Below are 26,110 nucleotides of genomic sequence, written 5' to 3'. Positions count from 1 at the left end.
TAATGTTAATTGAGACCGATCAAATAACCACCAATTGCAAAATACTATTAACTGACAGCAGGTTTCTTTCAGACCCTGCCTCCAGTATTTTCTTTGCTATAAAAGGCGAAAGGCATAACGGTCATCAGTTTATTCAACAACTTTTTGAGAAAGGCATTAAGGAATTTGTGGTAGAAAATGAAGTAGTAAACAACGACCCAAACTTAAAAGCGTTTTTAGAAAATCCTGATTTAAAGGCATTTGTAGTCCAAAACAGTATCAAAGCCTTACAAAATCTTGCTGCTGATAAAAGAAAACTTTTCAAATATCCTGTCATTGGTATAACGGGAAGCAATGGCAAAACTATTGTAAAAGAGTGGCTTCACTTTTTGTTAGAATCTGATTTTGAAATTGTTAAAAGTCCAAGAAGTTATAATTCACAAATAGGAGTTGCTCTCTCTGTATGGGAAATGAACGAAAAGAGCAATTTGGGAATATTTGAGGCTGGTATTTCTTTGCAAAATGAAATGCAGAATCTGGAAAATATTATAAAACCAGAAATCGGCATCTTTACTAATATTGGCCCTGCTCACAATGAAGGTTTTAAAAGCTTAAAACAAAAAATCACCGAAAAACTTCGGCTTTTCAAGTCGTCAAAAGTGTTGGTTTATTGTAAAGATTACAAAGAAATCAACGAAGAACTGGCCATTCTTTTAAAGGCAGTAAATCCTAATATTCAACTCATTAGTTGGTCTAGAAATAGAATTGGAGAAAACTGGGTGGAGACTCAGCTGACTGAAACGGGCACACAAATAGAAATAAACTGGCTCGGCGAAAGTTACGATTTTGAATTACCATTTACCGACAATGCTTCTATTGAAAATGCCGTGCATTGTGCATATACTGGATTGTACCTCAATTCCCAATCGAAAATCAATTTAGTCGCATTTTTTGAGAAATTCAAATTGCTTCGACCAATAGCGATGAGGCTTGAGCTGAAACAAGGAACCAACGACAACTATATTATAGACGACACTTATAACAACGATTTGGGTGGATTAAAAATGGCACTTAATTTTATGAGCCAGCACCACACCAAACGCCAAAAAGTACTGATTGTGAGCGACATACTTCAATCAGGCTTACAAGAAACCGAACTTCTCCAAAGTCTAAGAGATTTAATTAAATCACAAAATATCAGTATTTTGATTGGTATTGGTCCTAAGTTTTTCCACCAAAAAGAGTTTTTTTCAAGTGCTTCTAATGTAAATAGCTTCTTTTATGAAAATACTTTAGATTTTTTGAGTTTGTTCAATTTTGAACATCTGAGCAACTCCTTGATTTTGGTAAAAGGAGCCAGACCATTTGCTTTTGAGAAAATCGTCAATAAACTGGTCATGAAAGTTCATGGAACCGTTTTTGAGGTAAATCTTGATTCTTTGACCCACAACCTCAATTATTACCGAAATAAAATTGGCAATCAAACCAAAATAATGGTCATGGTAAAAGCTTTTGCTTACGGTAGCGGAAGCATGGAAGTGGCGAGTTGGCTGCAGTATCACAGAGTTGATTATCTATCGGTAGCCTACCCAGACGAAGGCGTAGTTTTGAGACAAAACGGTATAAAGTTACCCATTTTGGTTTTGAATTCTGACCCTGAAACCTACCACAAGTTGTTTGAATACGACCTAGAGCCAGAGATATATAGTCTAAGAACTTTAAAGGCTTATTTACATTTCAAAACCAATCTTTATCCCCATTCTACTTCAAAAATACATTTGAAATTAGATACAGGAATGCATCGACTGGGATTTATTGAAGAAGATTTGGAGACTTTAAAGGAACAAATAAATGCAACGCCAAATGTAGAAATTGCCTCTATTTTTAGTCATTTGGTGGGTGCTGACGAGGTGGAACATATTGATTTTTCAAAAAGACAAATCGCTCAATTTGATCTTTTATCTTCAAAAATCACTGCGAAACTAAATTACAAACCACTACGTCATATTTGTAACTCAGCAGGAATTATAAGATTTCCAGAAGCAAAATACGACATGGTGAGATTGGGAATTGGCTTATACGGCATTGAATCTTCGGGAATTGAGCCCAATGCTTTAGAGGTAGTTGGTACACTAAAAACCACCATTTCTCAAATAAAAAAGCTAAGCAAAGGTGAAACAGTTGGATATAGTCGCAGAGGAATTATTGACAAAGAATCAAAAATTGCGACATTGGCTATTGGATATGCAGATGGTTATGACAGAGGGTTTAGCAGAGGTGTTGGCCAAGTATTGGTAAATGATGTGTTATGCCCGGTTGTTGGAAATGTTTGTATGGACATGACCATGATTGACGTCAGTAACACTTCCTGCAAAGAAGGTGACCAAGTAATCATGTTTGGCAAAAAACCACATATCAACGACTTAGCGGCTGCCATCGGAACGATTCCCTATGAGTTATTAACTGGTGTAAGCGAAAGAGTGAAGCGAGTTTTTTATCATGAGTAGGTTTTACAACCTTTAAAGAAGTTCATTTAAATATTTATGATGTTTCAAAAAAACATGAATATTCTTATTAGAAATAAATACTTTTTTTTTAATATTAAGAACATTAAGGGATTAAGAACATTTGGACTATCCAATACCTTCATTTCTTAATCACTTCATGTTAAAATAAAACTATCTATCTGTTAAAAACCAATAAAGATATAGGAGGCATCCAAATTTATTTCAACTTAAAACTACTCAAATAAGGTTCTACAATATCCTTATAGTAAGCATATTTTTCGGTTTCACAGGCGAAAGTAACTATAAAAACCTTTGCATTTTTAATATAATAATACTGCCTCCAAGTTTGTGCATACCCGCTCTTCTCACCTTTGTAGGTTATCATGTAAACATTAGGTTTCAGTTTTTTCTTTTCCACTATTTTGAAGTTTTTAACCACACTTGGTAAATAAGTTATAGAAAACTGAGCATATTTATCTACAGTATAATTGGCACTGGGGAGTTTATCTACAGTGATGTTGATATTATCTACAAATCTATCAATATAACTTAAAGTATCCGTTGGCGATAGCAAACTACAGAGGGTTTCTTGACAATTATCTTGAATTCTCCATCCTTTAGGAATGTCCATCTTGTAAGTTTTTTTATCCAAAACCATGGGTTTAGGAGCTTTTGAAGTATCGGGAGCAACCTGCACTTGAGCTATCGAACAATGACCAATACACAGTAGAAAAGCAAATATAAACTGTTTCATGTTGTTAATTTTTCAATTCAATTCTTCCAAAGATACAATTTTACCCAAATCCTCCCAATAACTAGGATAAGACTTGGCTACTACGCCTGGCTCTTCTATAATAACATCCAAAATCATGGCCAAAGGAGCAAAAGCCATGGCCATTCGGTGATCATCATAAGTTTCGAATGTTGGAGTTTTTGTCCAGCTTCCACCAGAATTTACTTCATATCTAGTTTTAGCCTCCACCTCTTCGAGCGTCCCTCCTATTTTAGCCAATTCATTTTGCAAAGCAACTACTCTGTCTGTTTCCTTTATTTTCAAACTTTCCAAACCAGTGAAAATGCCTTTTATTTTTTTTGCAACTAAAACGACCGCAACCGTTTGAGCCAAGTCTGGGCAATCTGTAAAATCCCACTCAAATGATGGGTTTGCCATGGTTTTTTGAAGCAATACCCCATCTGGAGTGAAAGTACTTTTTACACCTAATTCAGACATGATATTGACAATAACACTGTCTCCCTGCAATGAATTTTCTTTCAATCCCAGAAGCTCTATTTCCACTTCATCATTTTCTGCCAAAGCAACAACAGAATACCAATACGACGCACCTGACCAGTCCGATTCTATTTTATAGCTCGTTGGCTTATACTCTTGAGGTTCAACAGAGAGTTTTTTAGCGTCCCAATCTGCAGCTACCTTGACGCCAAAAGCTTCCATCTGCTTTATAGTCATGGTTATGTAAGGAATTGAACCAATTTCGCCTAATAAATTAATTGTCAAGCCATTAGGCAATAATGGGCTTATCATCAATAAAGCCGAAATATACTGACTACTGACATCTCCTCTTATCGATATTTCGTTGTTTTTTTGTTCAGAAAAACCCTTCAATTGTGTAGGAGGATATCCTTCTTTTCCAAGATAATCTATTTCACAACCTATTGACCTTAAAGCATCTACCAAAATACCAATCGGACGTTCGCACATTCTTGGAGTGCCTGTCATGGTTTTGGTTTGATTGGTTATAGCAAAATAAGCTGTCAAAAAACGCATGGTGGTACCAGCATCTAAAACATCAGCTACAGCATCTTCCGATTTTAGTAAACGAATCATCGTTTGGGTATCTCTGGCTGTCGAAAGATTTTGCAACTCCCCCCCAAAACCTGACAAAGCATTGATTATCAAAGCCCTATTACTTTCGCTTTTTGAAGAAGCCAGTCTGATTTTCTCTTTTATACCTCCCGATTGTTTTTTTACTAAAATACGATGCATTGAATAAAATTAAAATTATAAATCACAAAGATAATTTAACATTTTATAGTTTTACCGTAATTTCTTCCAAAAAACTATGCAAATTTGAGCAACAAACTAATAAACCCTAATGGAAATAATATCGGTATTTGATATGTTAAAAATCGGCATCGGCCCATCCAGTTCCCATACCCTTGGGCCTTGGAAAGCCGCTAATAGGTTTTTAAAAACCTTAAACATACCTATAAAATCCGTAGAAAGCATCAGTGTGGAACTCTTCGGCTCTCTATCGCTAACTGGCAAAGGCCACGCTACTGATATTGCTGTTGTGATGGGACTTACAGGGGAAATTCCAGAAGAAATAGAACCTCGAAAAATTCCAACCTCCATAGCAGATGTTAAAACTGATGGAAAACTAAAATTAAACTTTGATAAGGAAATACCTTTCTCTTTTGAAAAAAATATCATTTATCACAAACATTTTTTGCCGTTTCATCCAAACGGAATACGATTTACTGCTTCAACTTTGAGCGATGAAATTTCAGAAACCTATTATTCTATTGGAGGGGGATTTATATGTATTGAAAATGATAATTCAATTCAAAAAGAGCTCAAAACAATTCCATATCCTATTCAAAATGGACTGGAATTATTGACTTATTGCAAAACGAAAAAAATATCTGAGGTGGTACATGAAAATGAATTAGCACTTAATAGTAAAGAAAACGTAGATCTTCAAATTGAAAAAATTTGGAAAACAATGCTCGAATGTATGTATATCGGCTGCACAACAGGAGGTATTTTGCCTGGCGGATTAAATGTAAAACGACGAGCAAACGAGTTTTATACAGACCTCAATGGCCCTGAAAACATTTTGAATTTAGACGATTGGTTGAACAAATTAAGAAATACAGAAGTAAAATTCAGACAAATTCTAAAATGGGTAAGTTGTTTTGCGTTAAGTGTAAATGAGGTAAACGCGTCATTAGGGAAAGTAGTAACTGCTCCCACTAATGGCAGTTCAGGGGTTATTCCTGCTGTTTTGATGTACTATTTGATGATTGAAAACCACGATGCTGGCTTTGAAGAAATCAAAAGGTTTTTGTTGGTGGCGGGTGAAATTGGAAGCATTTTTAAAAAAGGAGCGACCATTTCGGCGGCTATGGGTGGTTGTCAAGCAGAAATTGGAGTTTCGTCAGCCATGGCCGCTGCGGCATTGTGCGAACTTCAAGGCGGAACACCTGAACAAGTTTTAGTGGCTGCAGAAATAGCCATGGAACATCACTTGGGATTAACGTGTGACCCAATAGGAGGTTTGGTTCAAATCCCTTGCATAGAGCGAAATTCAATGGGAGCTTTAAAAGCCATTACAGCCGCCGAGCTTGCACTTGGTACAGACCCGAAAGAAACCAAAGTGCCGTTGGACAAAGTAATCGCCACCATGTGGGAAACCGCTCTGGACATGAACCATAAATACAAGGAAACTTCACAAGGCGGCTTGGCAGTTACAGTGAACAGTGTAGATTGTTGATTCAGAAACTCTTGAAAACTTTCAACTGCTTGTTTTCATTGAGTTTGATGCCATTAAAAAACTTGGAACGGTTATTTAAAACAATCAATCCAGCTTGAATGGCAGGAATCATAACCAGGGCTTCGGAATTTTGAGCTGGAGATCTGCCAAATTGCACCCAATCATAGACCAATGGTAAAAAAGCAGCTAAACTTCCCCAGCCTAAGCCCCATTTAATTCCTTTATAAACCTCTCTTTTGTAAACTTTTCTAATTTCAGACACTTTTATAACCCAAGTTTCAAGCTTTCGTTCCACATTGTTATAGTGCATTATTGTCAATGTAGAATCGCCAATTTCGCTCAATTCCTCTTGAAAAAAATCTCCACTTTTGGTTTTAAATCCGAACATATCTCCAACATAATATCTTCGCCTTTTCTGGTTTCTATAGTTATCCAATACCAAAAAAATCCCACCTCTTTGTATAGTTTTATAAAGATTGGGGTTGTTTTTTTCAAGAAGTTCTTCTACTTGCAGTGCTTCTTTTTGGTGAGGTTCTTGGCCAAAAACAATTTTCGCAGAAGTTAATAAAATTAGAAAAATAAGTTTTCTCATGTGTTGGAATCAGAAAAAGAAACCCCTCCTGAAACTATGATTTTCATAACCTCTGCACTAGAAATGGGTAAAATCTCTACTTGATCTTTGGGTACTATGAACATATCTCCAGAAAAAGCGTAAGCATGTGGACAATAGACACTTACCATATTGGGCAAACCAAAAACATCTAAACCATCTTGCGTTAAAAAACCAAGTTTACGAATATTTGAATCTTTGTTTAGGGTAACCAATACACCCGTTTTAAATTTCTTTTTATCCCCAACAAACGCCGAAATCAGGTCTTTGAAGGCGGTGTAAAATATTTTTACAATGGGCAGGTGCTTCATACCATTCTCCAACCAATTCTGAATGGTTTGCGGAAGAAGACGAGTAAAAACAAAACCTATAAAGGCCGTTCCGAAAAGCACAATTAAAAAACCAAGACCGGGCACAAAAAACTCTTGATTGGGGTTGTCCCAACTGAATTTGATTCTTACCAAACTGTCTACGAAGTCAAATGCACTGTAAAGAATAAGTATTGTAAAACCCACAGGTGCTACAAAAAGTAGCCCCCGAATAAAATATGACAAGAATTTATTTACAAGCTTTCCTAAACTTCCTTCCATAATTACAAATTATTGATTCGTTTGTCTTTGGGATATTTAACCGTGTATTTCAAAGAGAATTGCTTATTTTGTGAGGCTGGCAAATCAAATTCCCAAGTTACCTTTCCAGTATTTGCTTCTAAAACCCCACCCTGCAAATCCTCTACATCTACCTCAATGTCAGAATCTTGCGAAACCGGAACTTGATCTTCCAAAACCACTTTTATCGTTTCTGATTTTGTATTTCTTACCGAAATATTATAACCAAAACTCTCTCTGATATTAGAACCAATCGTTTTTCTGGTTTTAAAGTTCTCAATTTCTTCTCTTTTACCAATTATTCTTGTATCCCTGCCAAGGCTGAGTTTCAATTTATTATCAACACTTTGTTCATTGAGGTAAGTTTTACCAATAAACTTGTTCTCAAAATACACATTTGCCTCTCCTGAAAGCAATTTATACTGTTCCCAATTTTTAAGTTCGGCCACCAAAAAGGCGTTCAAATCAATTTTTGGAGTAATTACGCTTTTGTAGTCTGCCTCAGCACTGTAAGTTTGAATCTCCACGGCTTCAGGTTGCCCACCAGTGGGTATGCTGTAAGTGTTTCCCAAATCAAAATTCACAGACATGGAGGTTTCAACTACCGAAACTGTCCTAGAAGCCACCTCCATATCGGCCATGGCCATCGGAGCGGCCATGGCTACACCATCTTCCATTTTGGCAGCTTTTACATTTCTTTGATAAACAACTGGCGGTACGTAAAAACTCAAAAACTGTGGATTAAGCTCCATTTTTTGCCCAGAAATAGATGGATTAGAAGTTGACAATGAAAGTTTGACATCTTTCCAATCTATGCCCGTGTTTTGATAAACACTTGCTTTGTAAGCAATCGCAACGGGACTTTTTACATCTTTTACGCGTAGGTCATAATTTGGACTCCAGCCCGCATTGTAGGCTACATAGCTCAGTTTAATATTCGCTGGAGTGGCTTTTGAGGCACTCACAGTCAATTCTATTTGGCCAAGTGGCAATGCATTGTTTCTTACTTCTGCAAGTTGTTTCTCCAAACGTATTTTTTTATCTTTCAAAGGCTGCATTTGTCTTTGAATTTGTAAACGCCTTGCTCCTACTTCCGTAAGTTTTACTCTGAAAAAATCTATCATTTCTTTTAAGTCTTCTGGCAAAAGTCCATCCTTTTCGCTTTTTACATTGGCGTTGGCCATGATCATTTTCTCTTCGTTTTGAGCAACGGCGAAAAGCATTTCTAGATTTTCAATATCTGCTTGTACTTTCTGAACAGAATCCTGAAGTACATTGATCTTATTATTCAGGTGATTTGAGCTGTATTTTACGGCCAAAAGCGTAAAGTCACCTTTACCTTCAACCAAAATACTATTGCCGTCAATACTATTGGCTATGTCGTCTACTAATAATTTGGTTACTCCAGCAGAAAGTGAGGTATTTACTGATTTCTCAATTTGGGCTTGCTGCAAAAAGACCGTTACTTTTTCAATTTTAGCTTCTACTTTTTTAACATTTTGAGCAAAAGCAACTGAGATCAAACTTAATACGAATAAAGTTGTTTTTAAAATTTTCATATTTGAGATTATTTACATGAATTAACGCTTTTTTCCTCAAAAAACTTCATTTCTCGGTAATTCTTTTTTCTGAACCTTACAAGCTCAGGTTATTTTTAATAATTTCGCATCCGAAAACAAGGAATAAAATGTACGCTCAAGATAGGGTTCGAAAATTTACAGAAAATATTTTTAAAGCCATAGGCTGTAGCACAAAAGATGCGAAATTATCTGCCGATGTGCTTATAAACGCAGATTTGAATGGCGTTGATTCTCATGGTGTTGCTCGTTTGGCTGGTTATGTTCGACTCTTTGACCATGGAAGACTCAATCCAAAGCCAAATATTACCATAGTTTATGAAACACCAAGCACCGCAACCATCGATGGTGACAAGGGTCTTGGATTGGTTGTAGCACCATTCGCTATGAAATTGGCGATAAAAAAAGCTAAAAAGGCTGGATCTGGCTGGATTTCTGTACAAAACTCCAACCATTTTGGTATTGCTGGCTATCACGCTTCCCAAGCTTTGGAACATGACATGATCGGTTGGGCCATGACCAATGCTGCTCCCTTGGTTGTCCCGACTTTTTCTAAAGAAAAATTATTAGGCACAAATCCAATTGCTGTGGCGGTTCCGGCTGATAAACAACCTGCTTTTTTAGCTGATTTTGCCACTACTGCGGTAGCTTACGGCAAAATGGAAATCTTACAAAGAAAAGGCTTGAATGCACCAATGGGCTGGGTTCAGGACGAAAATGGCGACCCTACAGACAATGCCAATGCTGTAAAAGAAGGCGGTGGACTATTGCCATTAGGTGGCGACAGAGAGCATGGAAGTCACAAAGGATATGGTTTGGGTGCAGTAGTGGATATATTTTCAGGCGTACTTTCGGGGGCAAATTTTGGACCATGGGTGCCTCCTTTTGCTACTGCGGGTTTTCATGGCCTAGCGGCAGAACAAGTCGGGAAAGGCACGGGACATTTTCTTGGAGCCATGCGAGTGGATGGTTTTAGACCAAAAGATGAATTTAAGCAAAGCATGGACAAATGGATCGAGAGGTTCCGTTCTGCCAAACACATCGACGGATATCCAGTACAAATACCTGGGGATCAGGAAAGAAACTTTAGGGCGGAAAGGTTGGTTTCTGGTTTGCCATTGATTGATCCTGTGGTAGATAGCTTGAAGGAATTGGGCGAAAGATTTAAAGTTAGATTTTAGTCCTTACAGAATCTATATTGAATAATTTCGTTAAATTTGTTTCATAAACAATGGTCATTATGACAACGACAATTGAAGGTTTTTACGAAAATGGCAAGATCACTTTGAATGAGTTGCCAAAAAACATTGAGAAAGCTCAAGTTAAAGTTGTTTTTGAAGAAGTTGAGAAAAAAGGGGAAACTGGGAAAAGAAAGATGGGAATCTTTAAAGGCACTATTACAATGTCAGATGATTTTGACGAACCCTTGGATGAACTAAAAGAATACATGGAATGAGGTTTCTACTTGACACCCACACAATTTTATGGTACTTTGATGAAATCGGTAACCTTTCTGAAAAAACTCACGAAATAATTGCAAAAAATGAAGAGGAGTGTTTTGTAAGCATTATTTCATTATATGAAATGGCCATTAAGGTAAACATTAAAAAAATCCAATTGAAAAAATCAATAGACGAATACAAAAATGGGCTGATTGAAAATGGGTTTACAATAATTCCAATCGAAATTCATCATTTAAAGTACTACACCCATTTACCGCAAAACCCAACCCACAAAGACCCATTCGATAGACTCATTATTTCTACAGCGGCAGTGGAAGGTCTAAAAATAATCAGCAAAGACGAAAAATTTAATCTGTATCCAGATATCGTCGAAACTGTTTGGTAATTTTGTAAACAATTGAGAAATCCTTTTTTCTCCATTTAACACTAAAATCTTTGTTTCTCAGCGACCTAGCAGATTAAATAATAATGAAAAACATAAACATAGGCCTTATACAAATGTCTTGCACCGGAAACGTGCAGGAAAACATCGATAAAACTATTATCAAAATCAGAGAGGTTGCGGCAAAAGGAGCCCAGATCATCTGTTTGCAAGAGTTGTTTTCTTCACTTTATTTTTGTGATGTAGAAGATCATGATAATTTCAAATTGGGAGAGTCTATTCCTGGCCCAACAACCGAAACTATGCAAAGTGTGGCCAAAGAATTGGGCGTGGTGCTGATAGTTTCACTCTTCGAAAAACGTGCTCAGGGTTTATATCACAACACCGCCGCTATTATTGATGCGGATGGAAGTTATTTAGGCAAATATCGCAAAATGCATATTCCAGATGATCCTGGTTATTATGAAAAGTTTTATTTTACACCAGGAGACCTTGGTTACAAAGTTTGGGAAACCAAATTCGGGAAAATCGGGGTGTTGATCTGTTGGGATCAATGGTACCCGGAGGCCGCACGTATCACTTCACTAATGGGTGCCGACATTTTGTTTTACCCTACGGCCATTGGTTGGGACATGGACGAGAAAGATCCTGTAATCAACCAAGAACAATATGAGGCTTGGCAAACCATCCAACGTTCTCATGCAGTTGCAAATGGACTTTACGTGGTTTCGGTTAACAGAGTAGGCATAGAGGCCAATCAGAAATTCTGGGGAGGATCTTTCATAGCCAATCCCCATGGACGATTACTTTATTTGGCTTCTCATGAAAACGAAGAAACGCATGTAGAAACCCTTGATTTAGACAAAACCGAATATTACCGTACCACCTGGCCGTATCTCCGAGACCGAAGGATAGACACCTACGAACCGATATTGAAAAGGTTTGTTGATTAATTTCAATAAACCTTTTTTTATAAAAAACACATTTTATCAATTTTTAAAAACCAAAATTCCTCATTTTCAACCACACCCAAATACCCCCATCCTTTTTTTAGTTTAAACTTTTACCAGTCAATCAATTTTGTGTGAATTTTACAAGTTTTATAAATAATTATATAAGCGATTTCTGAGTTTAATACTTTCTTTTGTTTTATCAAAACGTCAAAAATATTAAGACGAATGCTAGAAATCTCAAGAATTGATTTCTCTAAGAAACTTAAACATTAATTATATGAAACCTTCTAAATTTACCTCAAAAAAACTCAATTCTTCTAAAAAATATCGCAAGACAGCACTACAAAAAGTTTCAGGATCGTTAATTCACTTCTTTAGTTTAGTTTTAGTTTTTATCCTTTTTTCAATTTCTACGTTTGCTCAACCAGCATCCGCTATGCTGGATGTAAGTGCCCCAAATAAGGGAGTACTAATACCCCGTGTAAGTCTAACATCAAATTTAGACATCGCTACGGTTCCTTTACCAGTTACCTCTCTTTTAGTCTACAATACCAGCACTTCGGGTACTTATCCAAACAATGTTTCTCCAAATTTCTACTATTGGGCTGGAAATAAATGGAAACCTTTAGGTGGTCCTTTAGGATATTCTGAGTTCTTCGCATTAATGCCTGGTGATAATGCTGCTACTATTGCAGCAGGAACAGCCATTAATTTTCCACAAAATGGACTGACAGATGGATATATTACCAGATCAAGTTCTAATCAATTTATTTTACCTGATGTGGGCATTTATCTTGTGCATTGGCAAGTTAGCATTAGCGAAGGAGCCCAACTTGTGATAATGCTTAATGGAACTGAGCTAGCAAATTCAGTGGTTGGAAGAGCCACAGGAACTTCTCAAATAGTCGGTCATACCTTGATAAACACCACTTTACCAACTAGTATTTTGAGTATTACCAGCCCTGCAGGAAATACGCCTGCACTTACCATTACTCCTACTGCCGGAGGAACTCATGCGGTGTCGGCCAACCTCGTTATTACACGTATACAATAAATGATATTTTTTACACAACATAAAATCAATATTATATGGAAACTGAAGATTATTTAAGAATAAATGTAGGGGGTAGAACTCGACTTTTCTCTCAAGATGTTGCCTACTTTGAAGCCGATATGAATTATACAATTATTCATTACAACATCGGTAATTCAAAAATTGTAGCAACCACCTTAGGGCTAATTCAAGGACGAATTCTGGATAAAAATACTTTTGTTAGGCCTAATCGCAAGTACCTTATAAACGTGGCCTACATTAATAATTTTTCACTCGATAATTTACTTTTACAAAACGAACTTCAAATACATATTTCTAGAAGACGAAAAGTATCGGTCATTCCGGTAATCGAGTACTATTTGGCCAATAAAAATTAGTGCGTATATTCCTTTTTTAACTTCTTAAATCAAAAAAAAATCTTCCAAAATCTAAACTTTGGAAGATTTCTTTTTTTACACTTAAATGTAAAAGGTAAGGCTCTACAAAAACATTTTAAACCTCCTCCACTATCAACTTTATACCATCTATCTTTTTTATCAGCACCTTTGTGCCTTCTTCAATCGACTTACCATCAACCTGATAAGCAATCCAATCAGAACCTCTATAAAAAACCTTCCCTTCTCCATTGGCCGGAATTACTTTCGAAACCTTGGCAAATTCGTCGATGATTTCTTTAAATTCCGAACTGTTTTTGGTAAAAAGCTCTAGTATTCTTTTCCTAAAAAACAATAAACTGACAATCGAACTCAATGCAAATATGATTACTTGAGAAGGAAGTTCTTCCGCTAAGCCCAAATAAACAAACAAGGCAGTCACCAAAGCTCCAATTCCGAAAAATATGGCGTAAAATGAAGTAGTAAAAATTTCTAAAATGAGCAGCACTACTCCTATTATCACCCAGATATTTATACCTGAAATTTCCATTTTATTTAGTATTTTCTTGTTTGGTACTTTCTTGTTTGATTACGTTCATGGCAGTCGCAATAATGCTCGAAACATCGGCCAGATTAGAAGGCAATATCATCGTATTGGTCGTTTTGGCCAACTTGCCAAACTGTTCAATATAGTTTTCAGCTACTTTCAGCTGAACTGCTTGCATACCACCTTTTGATTGTATAGAATCCGCCACCAGTCTGATAGAGTCTGCAGTGGCTTCTGCTACAGCCCTAATAGCATTTGCTTCACCTTCGGCCTTGTTTTTTTGTTGTTGCATTTGTGCCTCAGACTCTAAAACCACACGCTCTCTTTCACCTTGGGCTACATTGATAGCAAACTGTTTTTTACCTTCCGATTCCAAAATAACCGAACGTTTCTCTCTTTCTGCTTGCATTTGTTTTTCCATGGCTTGCAATACCGTGGTTGGAGGCGATATGTTCTTAATTTCATATCGAAGCACTTTTACACCCCAACCAATAGCAGCCTCGTCTATAGCAGCTACCACCGCAAGGTTTATAACCATTCTTTCCACAAAAGTCTTGTCCAAGTCTATCTTACCAATTTCGCTACGCATGGTAGTTTGAGCCAATTGCGTAACCGCAAAAACGTAGTCATTAATACCGTAGGATGCCTTTTGCGGGTCTACCACTTGAAGGAAAATAACTCCGTCTACACGCACTTGTACGTTGTCGCGGGTGATACAAATCTGCTCGTGAATGTCATAAGCTTGCTCCTTGAGACTATGCTTGTAGGCTATTCTATCAAAAAACGGAATGATAAAATTGATACCTGGCTGTAGAATTCCGTTGTATTTGCCCAACCTTTCCGCTATATAGGCGTTTTGTTGAGGTACAACTTTGACGGCCATCATGATGACCACAACAATTAAAAGCGTAATGGCGATAAGTGAATACATATTTGTTTTGTTTAAAAGTTTAGATAAATAAATATAATACCTCAAAATTAGTGTTCCCAGCGAATCTCAAAATATAATTCGGATGAACTAAGGCGGAATATGTGAGATTGGATGCAGGATTGGACAAACGGTAATTGACATATTCAAGATAAAATATAAATATACGAGTCTAAGTTAAAGTATATCAGTGGTTTAAATTACCTTTGTACAAAATTACAGTAGTGATATTGCAACATACATGAGAAAAAGAATAACAGAAGGTCGCAACAGCGACAGAGATTCGAGCAAAAGCTCGTTTGGCAAACCAGATTTCAAAAGAAAAGAAGGTGGTTTTAGCCCAGAAAAAAGAAGTTTTGATAAGCCTTTTGCTAAAAAAGATGGTTTTTCGAAACCCGCAGGCGGAAATGATAAGTTCCCGAAAAGAGAATTTAAACCCAACAATTTCAGCAAGTCAGAACCAGGAAATGATAGATTTCCTAAAAAAGAATTCAAGCCAAATACTTACGGCAAACCTGAAGGTGGCAATGACAGATTCCCGAAAAGAGATTTCAAGTCGAGCACTTACGGCAAACCTGAAGGACCTTCGGAAAGATTTACCAAAAGAGACGTTGAAAACTTAGGAAACCGATATCCTGACCGAAACGCCCCAAGAAAAGACGCCAGACCAGATTCCGGACGCTCAACGGATAGATTTCCCAAGAAAGAGTTTAAGCCAAATACTTATGGAAAACCAACCTCTGGCTCTACAGAAGGTAGATTTCCACGCAAAGACGATCGTTTCCCAAGAACTGAAAACCGTTCGGAAGGTTTTCCTAAAAGAGAATTTGGCGGTAGAAGCGAAAGACCAGAAACTGGCTACAAACCAAGAGAGGACAATAGGGGTGGTTTTGATAACAGAAACGAAAGACCTAATTTCGAAAGAAAGGCATTTGATAGGAAAGAAAATACTTCAAAGCCTGAAATTAGCAAATCAAATTACGGTAACAACAAAAACGCCAAGCAGGCCATCCGTCCAAATTATGAAGAAGATGCTCTAAAAAGTAAACTCCCACCAAAAGTTAGAACCAAGGTGGAAAGTAGTGAGACTTTTACGCCCACCATTCGTCTGAACAGATACTTGGCCAATGCGGGACTTTGCTCAAGAAGAGATGCTGACGAGTTTATAGCAAGTGGACAAATTACTGTAAACGGGGAAGTTATAACTGAAATGGGTTACCAAGTACAGCCAACCGATGTGGTAAAATATGGCAGAAAAATATTAAACAGAGAGAAATTGGTGTATGTATTATTGAACAAACCCAAAGATTTCTTAACCACGACTGACGATCCAGAAGGCCGCAAAACCGTAATGGATTTAGTACAAAAGGCCTGTCCAGAGCGTATTTATCCGGTAGGTAGATTAGACAGAGCCACTACGGGGCTTTTACTCATGACCAACGATGGCGAATTGGCCGAAAAACTTTCGCATCCTTCCAATGCCATGAGAAAAATCTATCAGGCAGAATTAGATAAAAAAATCGAACAAGAAGACTTTGATAAAATTCTTGAAGGTGTAGAGTTGGAAGATGGAATGATTAAAGCGGATGATTTGTCTGTTATCACGCCTGACCGCCAAGTGGTTGGAATAGAAATCCATAGTGGAAAAAATAGAATCGTAAGAAGAATTTTTGAATCATTAGGATATGAAGTAACCAAACTCGACAGGACCACCTATGCAGGTTTGACAAAGAAAGATTTGCCAAGAGGAAATTGGAGATTTTTAACTGAAAAAGAGGTGATTAGATTGAAATACTTAATTTGAATTTGATTAATTTTGCATAAATAAACAATAAACCAAAAAACAATGGAAGAGAATAAAAAAGAAATCGTTGACCAAGCTGCAGACCAAGTAGAAAGCACAGCAACTGAAAAAATTGCTGAGGTAACAGATGCTGCTGCTGAGAAAATCACTGAGGTTAAAGATGCTGCCGCTGAGAAAATTGCAGAAGTTAAAGATGCAGCTGCTGAGAAAATTGCGGACATTAAAGAAGATACTGCTGAGGTAGTGGCGAATTTGAAAGAAGAAGCTACGGAAAAATTGGCAGAAGCTAAAGAAAAAATGACTGAGCTAGCTGGAGAAGCCACAGAAGCATTTAATACAGCAAAAGAGAAAGTAAGTGAATTAATCGATACTGAAAAAATAAAAGCGGAAGCAGCTGAGAAATTGGCAGATGCAAAAGCTTTGGCTGGAAATATTGCTGGTGAAGCGACAGAGGCATTTAACACAGCTAAAGCAAAAGTTACCGAGTTGGTAAATGCTGAAAGTGTTGCTGAATTCAAAAGCGAAGCTGCTGAGAAATTGGGAGATTTGAAGGAAGATGCAGAAGAAGCTCTTAACAAAGCAAAAGATAAAGCCAACGAATTGGCCGGAGAAGCTGAAGAAGCCGTAACACAAGTTGCAGCCAAAGCAAAAGGATTTTTTGCGAGACTTTTCGGAAAGTAATCAAACTAAAAACCCAATCCAACGATTGGGTTTTTAATTAAATATATTTTTCAATTATTTCTGAAATTATATTTTATTCAGAACATACTATTACTTTTATTCTACCAATAATAATATTAATTTCAGAATATAAAATCACAAAAAAACCTCCAAAGCTTTCACTGAGGAGGTTTATGAATTATAACAACAATCAGTCAATCTTCACTTTTCTACTTATTCCATCTTCACCTTGAGACACAATCACGAAATAAGTACCTTTCGCACCTTTTCCTAGCTTAATTTGTCCTACATATTCTCCTTCAAAGTTCTTAGCTTCTTCTTTCGCTTTTACGTTGCCTTGAAGATCCAATACTGTAATATTCACATCACCAGACTTTGGAGCAAAAAACCTGATATTCAAAACGTTGGTTTCAGGTTTATTGGTAAATACGTCCACACTTCTAATCGTTGTAGGCTCCATTACTTTTTTCATGCGGTCATCAAAAACCTCCATATCAAAGTTTCTGAATTTATGAGGAATTTCGGCCAAATGATCAGAGAGTCTATCCATTTCGAAGTTAAACTCTTGTATTTTTCCTTTTGGAAAACCTTTACTTTTGTAAGGCATCCTGCCATAACCTCTGAATACGTCTTCGTCTTCTGACCATTCAAAATCACCATCTTCATTGTCTCTTACAATAACTTTCACACGTTTTTCGCCACCTTTTTTATCCACTATAACGGTATCCAGTTGCTCGTCGAGTATCATAACATTCGAATCTCCCTCTTTGAAATCAATCTCTTTCTCTGTAATCTCTACTTTGCCATTGATGTTCTTCTCAATTCTAACCTTCTTTTTACCTGGCTTGTCAGAATCCATTACCTCAGTTTTGATTTCTTTTCTTACTTCTTTGGTTTGTGCCAAAGCTCCAAAAAATGCCATGCTGGCAACACCCATCATTATTACTTTTTTCATATAGTTTGTATTTTTTATATCAATAGACAAAATATTTTTGCGAAGGTTGCACATAATAATATTTTGAGAATTACATTTAGTCTTAAAAAAAGTTAAATCCGATTTCAAAAGCTTTTTAATATAGTCAAAGTACGAATGCAATGCTTGAAGAGCTACAAATGCATTTAAAGATCATTATTAAAAACAAATAAAAAATGAAATATGCTAGTACGAATAGTAAAAATGACCTTCAAACAAGAAAAAATTAAAGAATTCTTAAGTTTTTTGGAGGAAAACAAGCATAAAATCAGGAATTTCCCAGGTTGTTTGATGGTAGAAATACTTCAAGAAATAGGCCAACCCAATGTCATCATGACACACAGCCACTGGGAATCTGCACAAGACCTCGAAAATTATAGAAATTCCGAATTGTTCAATTTTGTGTGGAGCCATACAAAAATCCATTTTGAAGATAAACCTGAAGCCTATTCTATGTTATCTTTGGATAAACTTTAAGGAATTTCTATTCGTTAGAACAGTATAAAATCAGCATTAACATGAAATACAGCATCCTTCTATCTGTTTTTTTATTTTTTAGTTTTGACGCCATGGCCTCAGTCGATAATCCCAAAACACAAACTGAGGATTTTGATGGAAGAAAAAGAAAAAAAGACGGGTCTTATAAAAAAAAGAACCACACTTTGAAAAAACTAATTCAAGGTAAAAGGTACTGCGATTGCCCTAAACACTGAAATAAATGAAAAGATACTTATCCACTTTTTTTGCATTTGCTTTTTTTATAAATGCTCATAGCCAAGGATTTACAGAAAAAGAAGTTGAATTCTGGGACTTAACAGAAAGCTTCAAACTAAGCGGTACATTGACCACCCCAAATGGGCTCAACAAATTTCCAGTGGCGGTTCTTATCAGCGGATCAGGACAAACCGATAGAGACGAAACCATCGGCAAACACAAGATTTTTAAAACTTTGGCCGAATATCTAAGCAACAATGGCATCGGTGTACTCAGATACGACGACCGAGGAGGATTTAAGTCGAGCGGACCGTCTGTTGCCAACAGCACCACACAAGAACTTGCTCTGGATGTCGAAGCCGCCGTTGAGTATCTCGAAAACATTGAAAAGTTTGAAAACGTAGGCTTGATTGGGCACAGTGAAGGCGGAGGGATTGGCCCAATTGTGATTTCAAAAGTCAAAGATGTATCCTTTTTCGTTTCACTGGCTGGCCCAGGCGTTACTGGAAAAGAAGTACTTTTGAAACAAAATAGGGATATATATTTAGGAGTGGGGGTAAAAGAAGAACACATCAATCACTATTTAGATAGCTTTTTCGAGCCTGTCTTAGATTTCATGGTTTCCGAAAATGACAGTACAACGAAAGCCAACAAGATAAAATCTCTGGGCGAAAATTATAGAGAAAAGTACAAAGGAGAGAATTTTGCCTTGAGCATGAACACCAACGAGACCAACATTCCAGTATTTATGCGACAACTTAATTCAAAATGGTTTGTGAGTTTTATTCAGTTTGACCCAAAACCATATTTGAAGCAGGTGGATTGCCCAACATTAGCTTTGAATGGCAGTTTGGATGTGCAGGTAGAAGTTAAGACAAACCTCGGAGCGATAGAATCTCTAAATAATAAACACATAAAAACGAAAATTTTAGAAAACCACAACCATCTTTTTCAATTGGCTAAAACTGGTGGACTTCAGGAATATGCAAAAATAAAAGAGGCCATTTCTGTGGAAGCCTTAACAGAAATTAAGAACTTTATAGTCCAACTCAAATTTTAGACCTGATATATGTCTTATAAAAAACTCCTGCTTTCCTTACTGATTTCAGCCAATGCCTTTGCCAACACTGTTCTGAGTGAAAGAATAGCCAATTATGACATAAAAGTCAGCCTAAATCCCCAAACCAAGACGCTAAAAGGAAGCCAGACTTTAACCTGGACCAACAAAACATCAAAACCTACCACTGAATTACAATTTCATCTTTATCTCAATGCCTTCAAAGACGAAAACTCCACATTTTTCAAGGAATCGGGCGGTCAACTGCGTGGCGACAAAATGGATACCACAAAACTCAGAAATTTCGGAAATATCTATTTGAGTACTTTAAAAATTAGAAATGGGGAAAATCTTTACCCAAAAATAAAATTTATTCAAACTGACGACTTTAATATTTATGACAAAACAGTAATTCAAGTAAAGCTCGCAAAAGCCATAAATCCTGGAGAAACGGTCATTCTCGACATGGATTTTAGGGCGAAGCTCCCCAAAATATTTGCCAGAACTGGCTGGGCAGACAACGATTATTTTTTTGTAGGTCAATGGTTTCCCAAAATCGGAGTTTTGGAAGAAAACGGAAAATGGAATTGCCATCAGTTTCATGCAAACACAGAATTCTTTTCAGACTTTGGAAATTACAATGTTCAAATTACCTTACCAAAAAATTATACCGTGGCCGGAACAGGTGAAAAAGTCTCTGAAACAAACAGCCAAGGCCAGACAAAAACCATAAGATTTTCGGCAAGCGACGTCCATGATTTTGCTTGGACAGCTTCGCCGCACTATAAATATTTGGAAGAAAAATACAAAGGCATAAAAATAATGGCTTTCATGCAGCCAGAGCATTTTTATATGGCCAAAAGGTACTTTGAATCAGCCAAAAACGCCATAGATTATATGGAGAAAAAAGTTGGCAAATATCCCCACAGCACCTTGTCATTGATAGACCCAAGCTTGGCAGGCTCTGGTTCTGGCGGTATGGAATATCCTACATTGATCACTTGTGGGAGTTATTGGGGTTTGGGCCGCTGGGCTAAGTTTCAGGAGGTCGTAACTATCCACGAATTTGTCCATCAGTATTTCCAAGGCATGGTAGCAAGCAATGAGTTTGAAGACTCTTGGATGGACGAAGGCTTTACCCAATATTACGAAGGCCGAATCATGCAGCAGTATTATGACGGCCAGCAAGCCAATGTTTTCGGGTTTACACTCCACGATATGGCCTCCTCAAGAGCCAGTTATGTCATGATGGACAATCCAAAAATATCAGAAATAAGGAGAAACGCATGGAGCTACCCAGGCGGAACTTATGGTGTTATGACTTATCAGAAAACGGCCACTTGGCTAAAAACCTTGGAGGGTCTCCTAGGCACAAAAGTGATGGACGATGTCATGCAAACCTATTTTGCACGCTACAAATTTAAACATCCCACACCACAAGACTTTATCAACACCGCCAATGAGATTGCCGCCAAGCAAACAAAATTCCAAAATTTAGACTGGTTTTTTAAACAGGTATTATTTGAGGCACCCGACTGCGACTATGCCGTCTCTGCACTCACCAACGCACCGAGAAAACAAACGCCATTTGGTACTTTTACTGTAAGCCGACTCGGTGAAATGACCATGCCCACACAAATAAAAGTGGTCTTTGACGACAAGAAATTCTTGATCTTAAACTGGGACGGCAAGGAGCGTTACAAAAAATACAAGTTTAATAAGAGAATCAAATATGCCCAAATAGACCCCAATTATATCAATTGGATGGATTTGAACATGATCAACAACTCCATGGCGGCCAAAGAACCCACCAAAGCCGCAGCCAAATACAGCACCAAAATGCTTTTCTGGGTGCAGAGGGTGTTGTTTTTCTTTGGGGGGTTGGGGTGATGCTGTTGCTTAAAAACCATTAAATATGTAAATAAAGTACCACAAAGGAATTGACCAAATGATGGGTTCAAAGGGCAAATTAAATCATAAATAAATATTGATTAAGAGAACGACTTCCTTTATATTTGATTTTACGACCGAGATACTGAGAATCTAAAAAATATCGGAACCTCTAATAAACACAAAAAAATATGTCTACCAATAAAAATAAGCACAAACAACTAAAAATCAATATATTAAATGAATTATTCACAAAAATACAATTGAGATATTTGTCGACACTAAAAAAAAAGGCAGTCAAACATACTTGTTGTATAGCATATAGAACTCACGAAATGATTCAACCAAAAAATCTAAATCATAATTTGTACCTTTGCCAAGAATGAAGAATTTTTCAGACATATCATTTTGGAAACAAAATTATGGATTACTTCCCTTGCATTTAAAAAATGTAGCGGAAAGAAGGTTTCTTATGCTAAATGGTGGGTATGGAGACTTTTGTTTGCAAACTAATGAAGATGGTGATTTTGATTTATTTAATGAATATTCTTGGTCTTCAAATACTAAAAATTACCTAATTGTTGAAAAAGACAATATTCAAATTGTTAACTGGCTTGATTCGGAACCTGAGTCTATCCCAAAAAAGGCTATAGAATCAAATCTTGGTAAATTTTATAAGTATTTACTTTCAAAGTCATATAAAACTCAGAATGATGCAGTCCCATTTGTAATTGATATTTTTAAACAATTGCGGAATGAAACTACTGAAAAACAAAATCCTAAGAATGCTATTAGCATTCTTTTTCAGCTGTTAATAAGTCTAGAAAATGATAATTTAGGAGGTATTCCTGACAAATTCATAGATTTTGAAAAAGCTCATTTACCGAATAACTTTGAACATTATAGAGATAGATTGCTTAAAGGTGTTAAATCTATTAAGCCCAATTTAGATTTAATCTTGCGACATACATCAGGAGCATTATTTCAAGAAGCTCATAAAGAAGTCCTATATTTTGATTTACAAAGGGATTTATTTGGTGGTGTTTCAAATAATCTTATAACAAAAAATGACTCCTATTCTAGTATTCATTATACTCCTCCATTTTTAGCAAGAACAATAGTTGAAAATTCGCTAAAAGAAATTGATTATTCAAAACCAACCTTACGAATTTTAGATCCAAGCTGTGGTTCTTCAGAATTTTTGATCGAGGCTCTCAAACAATTAAAATTTTTGGACTATAAAGGGAAAATATCGTTGGTGGGTTATGATAGTTCGGCCAGTGCAATAGAAACGTCTAAGTTTTTACTCCATTACGAAAATAAAACACAATGGGATGGAAAAATAGATTTACAAGTTGAAATTGTCGATGATTCCCTTTCAAAAAATTGGGGGACTGATAATGATCTGATTCTAATGAATCCTCCATTTGTTTCCTGGGAACAATTAAAGAGTAAAGATTCACGTGAATTGATAAAAGAGGTTCTTGGTAATAGTTTTACAAAAGGAAAGCCAAATCAGGCCAGTGCATTTTTTCGAAGAGCAACTCAATCATTAAATGCAAGTGGAGTTTTGGGTTGTGTTCTTCCTTCGTCACTTTTAACCTTTGATTCTTACAAGAATCTTAGAAATGAAATTACTGAAAGCTTAGATTTAAAACTCCTAGCAAAACTAGGCAATTATGTCTTTGAAGATGCATTAACTGATGTAAGTTTATTTATTGGAAAGAAACCTCAAAGTTTAACATATCCAAGAGTGATTTGGACAAAAAACGAAAAAGGGATTGTTCCAGAGGCACTTAGGGAATTGAGAAAACTTCAAATTAATAATGAAAATGCAAAATTGGAAACAAGCTACAATATCTATACTCCAAAAGTATTTCCATTCTTAAAGGATAGCTGGAAACTAATTTCTTATAATGAAGAATCTTTTATTAGAGACCTTGAAATCTTTGTTGCTGATAAAAAGCTAACTAGAATAGCAAATTTATTTATTGTAAAACAAGGAATTAGAACTGGTAGTAGGATTTTTCTTTTAGACAAAAATGAATTTGCTTCGATACCTACCAACGAAAAGAAATTTTATAAAAAAGTTATTGGGAATGACTCGATAAAAAATGGTTACTTGAAAACTAATAATTTTGTGTGGTATCCTTATTCTCAGGATGGTCCTGCTTTTAGTAATAATGAAGACTTCGAAGCAACCGCACCATTTTCCTATAATAGATTACTAGAACATAAGAATAGTTTAATTGAAAGGGCAAGAAAAAGTGAATCAAACTGGTGGCAACTCAGTGAACACAGAGCCTGGCTAAGAGAAAAAAAACAAAGATTATTTTCTACCGAATTTGGCAGATCTGATTCTTTTGCTTTTGATATATCAGAAGAAATTGTCGTAGAAAGAGGAAATGGTTGGATACCTAAGAAAAAGTTTGAAACAGATGATTATTATTTTTATCTATCTATTTTTTCAAGTTCAGTCTTTGATAGATTATTAAGTATTTATTCAAAACAACTAGCTGGCGGAAAGTGGTATGATTTAGGTGCGAAGTATACGAAAGATATTCCAGTTCCAGATGCCACAAGAATAAATAAGGATGAGACTAATTATTTAAAGCTAGTTTTCCTTGGAAAAGAATTAGAAAAAGGGAATTCTTCAGCTATTTATTCTATTAATGACGAAGTGGGAAACTTATATCCTCAAATATAGAATTCTATGCTTCAAGTACAAATCATAGAAGAGTTAAATAAATTTCTTAAAAATTATCTGAACTTAGATTTCAAACCTCTGTATTCTAAGGAATTAAATGTTTTTAAAATTCAAGGAAATTTCGATGCAATTAATCACCGAAGAAATGATTCAGAGAAAATAACAGTAATACCTTGGTTTGATGACTTCTTTCTTTATGTTGAAATCAAATTTATGCAAGATTATTCTCATAAGTTAATTTCTATATCAATATTTCAAGGTAGTGAAAATGACATTAAAAAGAATCAACTTTTTAGGGCAGAATGGGATGACTATAATATAGATAATGAAAGTAGGCCTCAACCACATTGGCACATAACAAGAGACAATGCAATTTATGATAAGTTTAGTGACCTGACAAATCACAATGATGAAAAAGAAAAAATAGGATTTGAATTTTTTGAAGAAGTTCAAACAGAGGTTTTTGATACTAAGAAGATTCATTTCGCAATGTCTGGAAATTGGCAAAACCAATTGTCACCTGTTCATAAAATTGAGGATGCTTCTAAAGTTGTTGCTTGGATGGAGGGTTTACTTGAACATATCAAGTATGAACTTAAGAATTGAAATACGCTATGCAACAATAGATATGACAGAATAGGATCAATTCCTCGCATACTCCGCATATCCAAATCGTTAGTTAAAATTTAATAAACAACTCAATACCAAATATATACCCTAGATAAATTCATTATGGAAACAGAAAATTATATTTCTAAATTTTGGACAAGAATATGGTCACTTCTTACTGATTGCATTGTATTGGGAGTGATTGGATTTATTTTTGGAATGCTACTACAAGACTTCCTTGTAAGCATTGGAAAATATGGTTTAATATTCGGCTTAACAATCACTGTTTTATATCAAACTATCCTTAATTCAAAGATTGGTAACGGACAAACAATCGGGAAAAGAATTTTTAATATTCAAGTTTTAGACACAGAAGGAAACTTAATTGGAATAGATAAATCATTTTTGAGGTCTTTAATTCTATCTTTTCCTTATTTCATTGCAAACTTACCCATCCCAGGCCTACCAGAATTGGGGGTCTTGAACATAATTAAAACTTTGATTTTGTCTTCCATTGTTTTAGGCGTTATTGTAATTTATATATTTAACAAACAAACAAGACAATCGCTCCATGATTTAATTGCTGGTACTTATGTTGCTACTATTTTCAGATATGAAGAACATTTTAAATTACGTAAAATTTCTAAATTTCCATTTTATATTCTTGGAGGTTTAATCACTTTAATGATCTGCATTTCAATTTACGTTTCAACTTTAAGAATTCCTCAATTAAAAACTGCCTTAGATATCCACGCTAAAATTTCTAAGTTAGATGGAATAATAAATGCGGGTGTTACTAACAATACCAGTAATATTAATGGTGAGATAACTCATTCGCTACAACTAAATTTATCAGTTCAAAATATACCAAATAATGAAATTGAAAATGATAAAATAGTTAAAGAAACTATTCAGACAGTATTAAAAAATGTACCAAAAGTTGATGATTTTGATTTCATTAAAGTAACATTAATAAGAGGCTTTGACATTGGAATTGCATCACAAAATACAAGTAAGTCGGTTTCACAATCACCAAACGCTTGGAGAGAATTATTGAAATGACAAAAAAACTATCGCTAAAAATTAAGGCTTCGTTTGGCAAATTTAATGCATTCAATCATTTAGAATTAAGCCTAAATTGACCTTTATATTCCATGAATTTTCCATTTATAGAGTTT

General features: G+C 35.9%; 25 protein-coding genes. 17 read left to right on the top strand and 8 right to left on the bottom strand.

Translation table 11 applies throughout. The annotated features are described in order from the left end of the window. The first annotated feature begins 2 nt into the window (after positions 1-2). Positions 3-2,486, top strand: a complete 2,484-nt coding sequence (locus tag EGI24_RS16055; protein WP_255049527.1) for a bifunctional UDP-N-acetylmuramoyl-tripeptide:D-alanyl-D-alanine ligase/alanine racemase — start codon at positions 3-5, stop codon at positions 2,484-2,486. Positions 2,487-2,703: 217 nt separating this feature from the next. On the opposite strand, the gene EGI24_RS16050 is transcribed toward EGI24_RS16055, so the two are convergent. Both EGI24_RS16050 and EGI24_RS16045 read right to left on the bottom strand, forming a co-directional pair. Next, entirely contained in the window at positions 2,704-3,240 is a 537-nt protein-coding gene (locus tag EGI24_RS16050; RefSeq protein ID WP_255049524.1) for a hypothetical protein, read from the bottom strand. 12 nt (positions 3,241-3,252) lie between these two features. Next, complete coding sequence (locus EGI24_RS16045) at positions 3,253-4,491, bottom strand: 3-phosphoshikimate 1-carboxyvinyltransferase (protein WP_255049523.1); 1,239 nt, start codon at positions 4,489-4,491, stop codon at positions 3,253-3,255. 109 nt (positions 4,492-4,600) lie between these two features. Between EGI24_RS16045 and EGI24_RS16040 the strand changes: the two genes are divergently transcribed. Next, on the top strand, positions 4,601-6,001 hold the full coding sequence (locus EGI24_RS16040) for an L-serine ammonia-lyase (RefSeq protein ID WP_255049522.1): 1,401 nt from the start codon (positions 4,601-4,603) through the stop codon (positions 5,999-6,001). 1 nt (position 6,002) lies between these two features. Here the strand turns inward: EGI24_RS16040 and EGI24_RS16035 are convergent, their stop codons facing one another. The 3 genes from EGI24_RS16035 to EGI24_RS16025 are packed head-to-tail and all read right to left on the bottom strand — an operon-like array spanning position 6,003 to position 8,778. Then, the gene (locus EGI24_RS16035; protein WP_255049520.1) at positions 6,003-6,593 is read right to left on the bottom strand and encodes a hypothetical protein; all 591 of its coding nucleotides are present in this window, start codon (positions 6,591-6,593) and stop codon (positions 6,003-6,005) included. Continuing rightward, positions 6,590-7,201 carry a DUF502 domain-containing protein gene (locus EGI24_RS16030; RefSeq protein WP_255049519.1) on the bottom strand — a complete coding sequence of 204 codons (612 nt, stop codon included), beginning with the start codon at positions 7,199-7,201 and terminating at the stop codon, positions 6,590-6,592. The genes EGI24_RS16035 and EGI24_RS16030 overlap by 4 nt, the downstream gene beginning before the upstream one ends. 2 nt (positions 7,202-7,203) lie before the next feature. Further along, the gene (locus EGI24_RS16025) at positions 7,204-8,778 is read right to left on the bottom strand and encodes a DUF4139 domain-containing protein (protein ID WP_255049518.1); all 1,575 of its coding nucleotides are present in this window, start codon (positions 8,776-8,778) and stop codon (positions 7,204-7,206) included. Positions 8,779-8,906: 128 nt separating this feature from the next. On the opposite strand from EGI24_RS16025, the gene EGI24_RS16020 reads away from it, so the two are divergent. The 6 genes from EGI24_RS16020 to EGI24_RS15995 all read left to right on the top strand — a co-directional run bounded on the left by EGI24_RS16020 (position 8,907) and on the right by EGI24_RS15995 (position 13,025). Beyond that, positions 8,907-9,977, top strand: coding sequence for an Ldh family oxidoreductase (locus tag EGI24_RS16020; protein WP_255049517.1), 1,071 nt, complete (start codon positions 8,907-8,909; stop codon positions 9,975-9,977). 59 nt (positions 9,978-10,036) lie between these two features. Beyond that, entirely contained in the window at positions 10,037-10,252 is a 216-nt protein-coding gene (locus EGI24_RS16015; RefSeq protein WP_255049516.1) for a DUF2281 domain-containing protein, read from the top strand. Further along, positions 10,249-10,644: a type II toxin-antitoxin system VapC family toxin gene (locus tag EGI24_RS16010; protein WP_255049514.1), complete on the top strand. Its 396-nt coding sequence runs from the start codon at positions 10,249-10,251 to the stop codon at positions 10,642-10,644. Before EGI24_RS16015 ends, EGI24_RS16010 begins: the two co-directional genes overlap by 4 nt. A gap of 83 nt (positions 10,645-10,727) precedes the next feature. Then, positions 10,728-11,594 (top strand): carbon-nitrogen hydrolase, encoded by an 867-nt coding sequence (locus tag EGI24_RS16005; RefSeq protein WP_255049513.1) that lies wholly within the window; start codon positions 10,728-10,730, stop codon positions 11,592-11,594. Positions 11,595-11,871: 277 nt separating this feature from the next. Beyond that, complete coding sequence (locus EGI24_RS16000; protein ID WP_255049512.1) at positions 11,872-12,648, top strand: hypothetical protein; 777 nt, start codon at positions 11,872-11,874, stop codon at positions 12,646-12,648. 35 nt (positions 12,649-12,683) lie between these two features. Then, the gene (locus tag EGI24_RS15995; protein WP_255049511.1) at positions 12,684-13,025 is read left to right on the top strand and encodes a LytTR family DNA-binding domain-containing protein; all 342 of its coding nucleotides are present in this window, start codon (positions 12,684-12,686) and stop codon (positions 13,023-13,025) included. A 115-nt stretch (positions 13,026-13,140) separates the two neighbouring features. Here EGI24_RS15995 and EGI24_RS15990 read toward each other — a convergent pair whose 3' ends face one another. Together EGI24_RS15990 and EGI24_RS15985 are read right to left on the bottom strand one after the other, a co-directional pair. Beyond that, entirely contained in the window at positions 13,141-13,572 is a 432-nt protein-coding gene (locus tag EGI24_RS15990) for an NfeD family protein (RefSeq protein WP_255049510.1), read from the bottom strand. A 1-nt stretch (position 13,573) separates the two neighbouring features. After that, positions 13,574-14,500, bottom strand: coding sequence for an SPFH domain-containing protein (locus tag EGI24_RS15985; protein WP_255049509.1), 927 nt, complete (start codon positions 14,498-14,500; stop codon positions 13,574-13,576). A 238-nt stretch (positions 14,501-14,738) separates the two neighbouring features. Between EGI24_RS15985 and EGI24_RS15980 the strand changes: the two genes are divergently transcribed. Both EGI24_RS15980 and EGI24_RS15975 read left to right on the top strand, forming a co-directional pair. Next, positions 14,739-16,301 carry a pseudouridine synthase gene (locus tag EGI24_RS15980; protein ID WP_255049508.1) on the top strand — a complete coding sequence of 521 codons (1,563 nt, stop codon included), beginning with the start codon at positions 14,739-14,741 and terminating at the stop codon, positions 16,299-16,301. Between the two features lie 42 nt (positions 16,302-16,343). Further along, positions 16,344-16,982, top strand: a complete 639-nt coding sequence (locus tag EGI24_RS15975) for a hypothetical protein (protein ID WP_255049507.1) — start codon at positions 16,344-16,346, stop codon at positions 16,980-16,982. Positions 16,983-17,172: 190 nt separating this feature from the next. Here EGI24_RS15975 and EGI24_RS15970 read toward each other — a convergent pair whose 3' ends face one another. Next, on the bottom strand, positions 17,173-17,937 hold the full coding sequence (locus EGI24_RS15970; RefSeq protein WP_255049506.1) for a T9SS type A sorting domain-containing protein: 765 nt from the start codon (positions 17,935-17,937) through the stop codon (positions 17,173-17,175). Positions 17,938-18,138: 201 nt separating this feature from the next. Here EGI24_RS15970 and EGI24_RS15965 point away from each other — a divergent pair, with 201 nt between their 5' ends. From EGI24_RS15965 to EGI24_RS15935, 7 genes are all read left to right on the top strand, one after another. Continuing rightward, entirely contained in the window at positions 18,139-18,432 is a 294-nt protein-coding gene (locus tag EGI24_RS15965) for a putative quinol monooxygenase (RefSeq protein WP_255049505.1), read from the top strand. Positions 18,433-18,473: 41 nt separating this feature from the next. Further along, positions 18,474-18,668, top strand: a complete 195-nt coding sequence (locus tag EGI24_RS15960) for a hypothetical protein (protein ID WP_255049504.1) — start codon at positions 18,474-18,476, stop codon at positions 18,666-18,668. A gap of 5 nt (positions 18,669-18,673) precedes the next feature. Beyond that, positions 18,674-19,729, top strand: coding sequence for a serine aminopeptidase domain-containing protein (locus EGI24_RS15955; protein ID WP_255049503.1), 1,056 nt, complete (start codon positions 18,674-18,676; stop codon positions 19,727-19,729). Positions 19,730-19,738: 9 nt separating this feature from the next. Beyond that, positions 19,739-21,616, top strand: coding sequence for a M1 family metallopeptidase (locus tag EGI24_RS15950; RefSeq protein ID WP_255049502.1), 1,878 nt, complete (start codon positions 19,739-19,741; stop codon positions 21,614-21,616). A gap of 382 nt (positions 21,617-21,998) precedes the next feature. Further along, on the top strand, positions 21,999-24,323 hold the full coding sequence (locus EGI24_RS15945; RefSeq protein ID WP_255049501.1) for an N-6 DNA methylase: 2,325 nt from the start codon (positions 21,999-22,001) through the stop codon (positions 24,321-24,323). 6 nt (positions 24,324-24,329) lie between these two features. Continuing rightward, positions 24,330-24,929, top strand: a complete 600-nt coding sequence (locus EGI24_RS15940) for a hypothetical protein (protein ID WP_255049499.1) — start codon at positions 24,330-24,332, stop codon at positions 24,927-24,929. A gap of 126 nt (positions 24,930-25,055) precedes the next feature. Beyond that, positions 25,056-25,994, top strand: a complete 939-nt coding sequence (locus EGI24_RS15935) for an RDD family protein (RefSeq protein ID WP_255049498.1) — start codon at positions 25,056-25,058, stop codon at positions 25,992-25,994. Positions 25,995-26,110 lie beyond the last annotated feature (116 nt).

Origin of the sequence: Lacihabitans sp. CS3-21 (assembly GCF_024343675.1) — a bacterium.
In the GTDB taxonomy this organism is placed as follows: domain Bacteria; phylum Bacteroidota; class Bacteroidia; order Cytophagales; family Spirosomataceae; genus Leadbetterella.
The sequence above is the reverse complement of the archived record's forward strand: the minus strand, read 5'-3'. Positions and strand labels throughout refer to the sequence as shown.

Bases quoted from the DNA above. Each gene is read 5' to 3' on its own strand.
- EGI24_RS16055 (WP_255049527.1), top strand. From the start codon at position 3: ATGTTAATTGAGACCGATCAAATAACCACCAATTGCAAAATACTATTA.
- EGI24_RS16050 (WP_255049524.1), bottom strand. From the start codon at position 3,240: ATGAAACAGTTTATATTTGCTTTTCTACTGTGTATTGGTCATTGTTCG.
- EGI24_RS16045 (WP_255049523.1), bottom strand. From the start codon at position 4,491: ATGCATCGTATTTTAGTAAAAAAACAATCGGGAGGTATAAAAGAGAAA.
- EGI24_RS16040 (WP_255049522.1), top strand. From the start codon at position 4,601: ATGGAAATAATATCGGTATTTGATATGTTAAAAATCGGCATCGGCCCA.
- EGI24_RS16035 (WP_255049520.1), bottom strand. From the start codon at position 6,593: ATGAGAAAACTTATTTTTCTAATTTTATTAACTTCTGCGAAAATTGTT.
- EGI24_RS16030 (WP_255049519.1), bottom strand. From the start codon at position 7,201: ATGGAAGGAAGTTTAGGAAAGCTTGTAAATAAATTCTTGTCATATTTT.
- EGI24_RS16025 (WP_255049518.1), bottom strand. From the start codon at position 8,778: ATGAAAATTTTAAAAACAACTTTATTCGTATTAAGTTTGATCTCAGTT.
- EGI24_RS16020 (WP_255049517.1), top strand. From the start codon at position 8,907: ATGTACGCTCAAGATAGGGTTCGAAAATTTACAGAAAATATTTTTAAA.
- EGI24_RS16015 (WP_255049516.1), top strand. From the start codon at position 10,037: ATGACAACGACAATTGAAGGTTTTTACGAAAATGGCAAGATCACTTTG.
- EGI24_RS16010 (WP_255049514.1), top strand. From the start codon at position 10,249: ATGAGGTTTCTACTTGACACCCACACAATTTTATGGTACTTTGATGAA.
- EGI24_RS16005 (WP_255049513.1), top strand. From the start codon at position 10,728: ATGAAAAACATAAACATAGGCCTTATACAAATGTCTTGCACCGGAAAC.
- EGI24_RS16000 (WP_255049512.1), top strand. From the start codon at position 11,872: ATGAAACCTTCTAAATTTACCTCAAAAAAACTCAATTCTTCTAAAAAA.
- EGI24_RS15995 (WP_255049511.1), top strand. From the start codon at position 12,684: ATGGAAACTGAAGATTATTTAAGAATAAATGTAGGGGGTAGAACTCGA.
- EGI24_RS15990 (WP_255049510.1), bottom strand. From the start codon at position 13,572: ATGGAAATTTCAGGTATAAATATCTGGGTGATAATAGGAGTAGTGCTG.
- EGI24_RS15985 (WP_255049509.1), bottom strand. From the start codon at position 14,500: ATGTATTCACTTATCGCCATTACGCTTTTAATTGTTGTGGTCATCATG.
- EGI24_RS15980 (WP_255049508.1), top strand. From the start codon at position 14,739: ATGAGAAAAAGAATAACAGAAGGTCGCAACAGCGACAGAGATTCGAGC.
- EGI24_RS15975 (WP_255049507.1), top strand. From the start codon at position 16,344: ATGGAAGAGAATAAAAAAGAAATCGTTGACCAAGCTGCAGACCAAGTA.
- EGI24_RS15970 (WP_255049506.1), bottom strand. From the start codon at position 17,937: ATGAAAAAAGTAATAATGATGGGTGTTGCCAGCATGGCATTTTTTGGA.
- EGI24_RS15965 (WP_255049505.1), top strand. From the start codon at position 18,139: ATGCTAGTACGAATAGTAAAAATGACCTTCAAACAAGAAAAAATTAAA.
- EGI24_RS15960 (WP_255049504.1), top strand. From the start codon at position 18,474: ATGAAATACAGCATCCTTCTATCTGTTTTTTTATTTTTTAGTTTTGAC.
- EGI24_RS15955 (WP_255049503.1), top strand. From the start codon at position 18,674: ATGAAAAGATACTTATCCACTTTTTTTGCATTTGCTTTTTTTATAAAT.
- EGI24_RS15950 (WP_255049502.1), top strand. From the start codon at position 19,739: ATGTCTTATAAAAAACTCCTGCTTTCCTTACTGATTTCAGCCAATGCC.
- EGI24_RS15945 (WP_255049501.1), top strand. From the start codon at position 21,999: ATGAAGAATTTTTCAGACATATCATTTTGGAAACAAAATTATGGATTA.
- EGI24_RS15940 (WP_255049499.1), top strand. From the start codon at position 24,330: ATGCTTCAAGTACAAATCATAGAAGAGTTAAATAAATTTCTTAAAAAT.
- EGI24_RS15935 (WP_255049498.1), top strand. From the start codon at position 25,056: ATGGAAACAGAAAATTATATTTCTAAATTTTGGACAAGAATATGGTCA.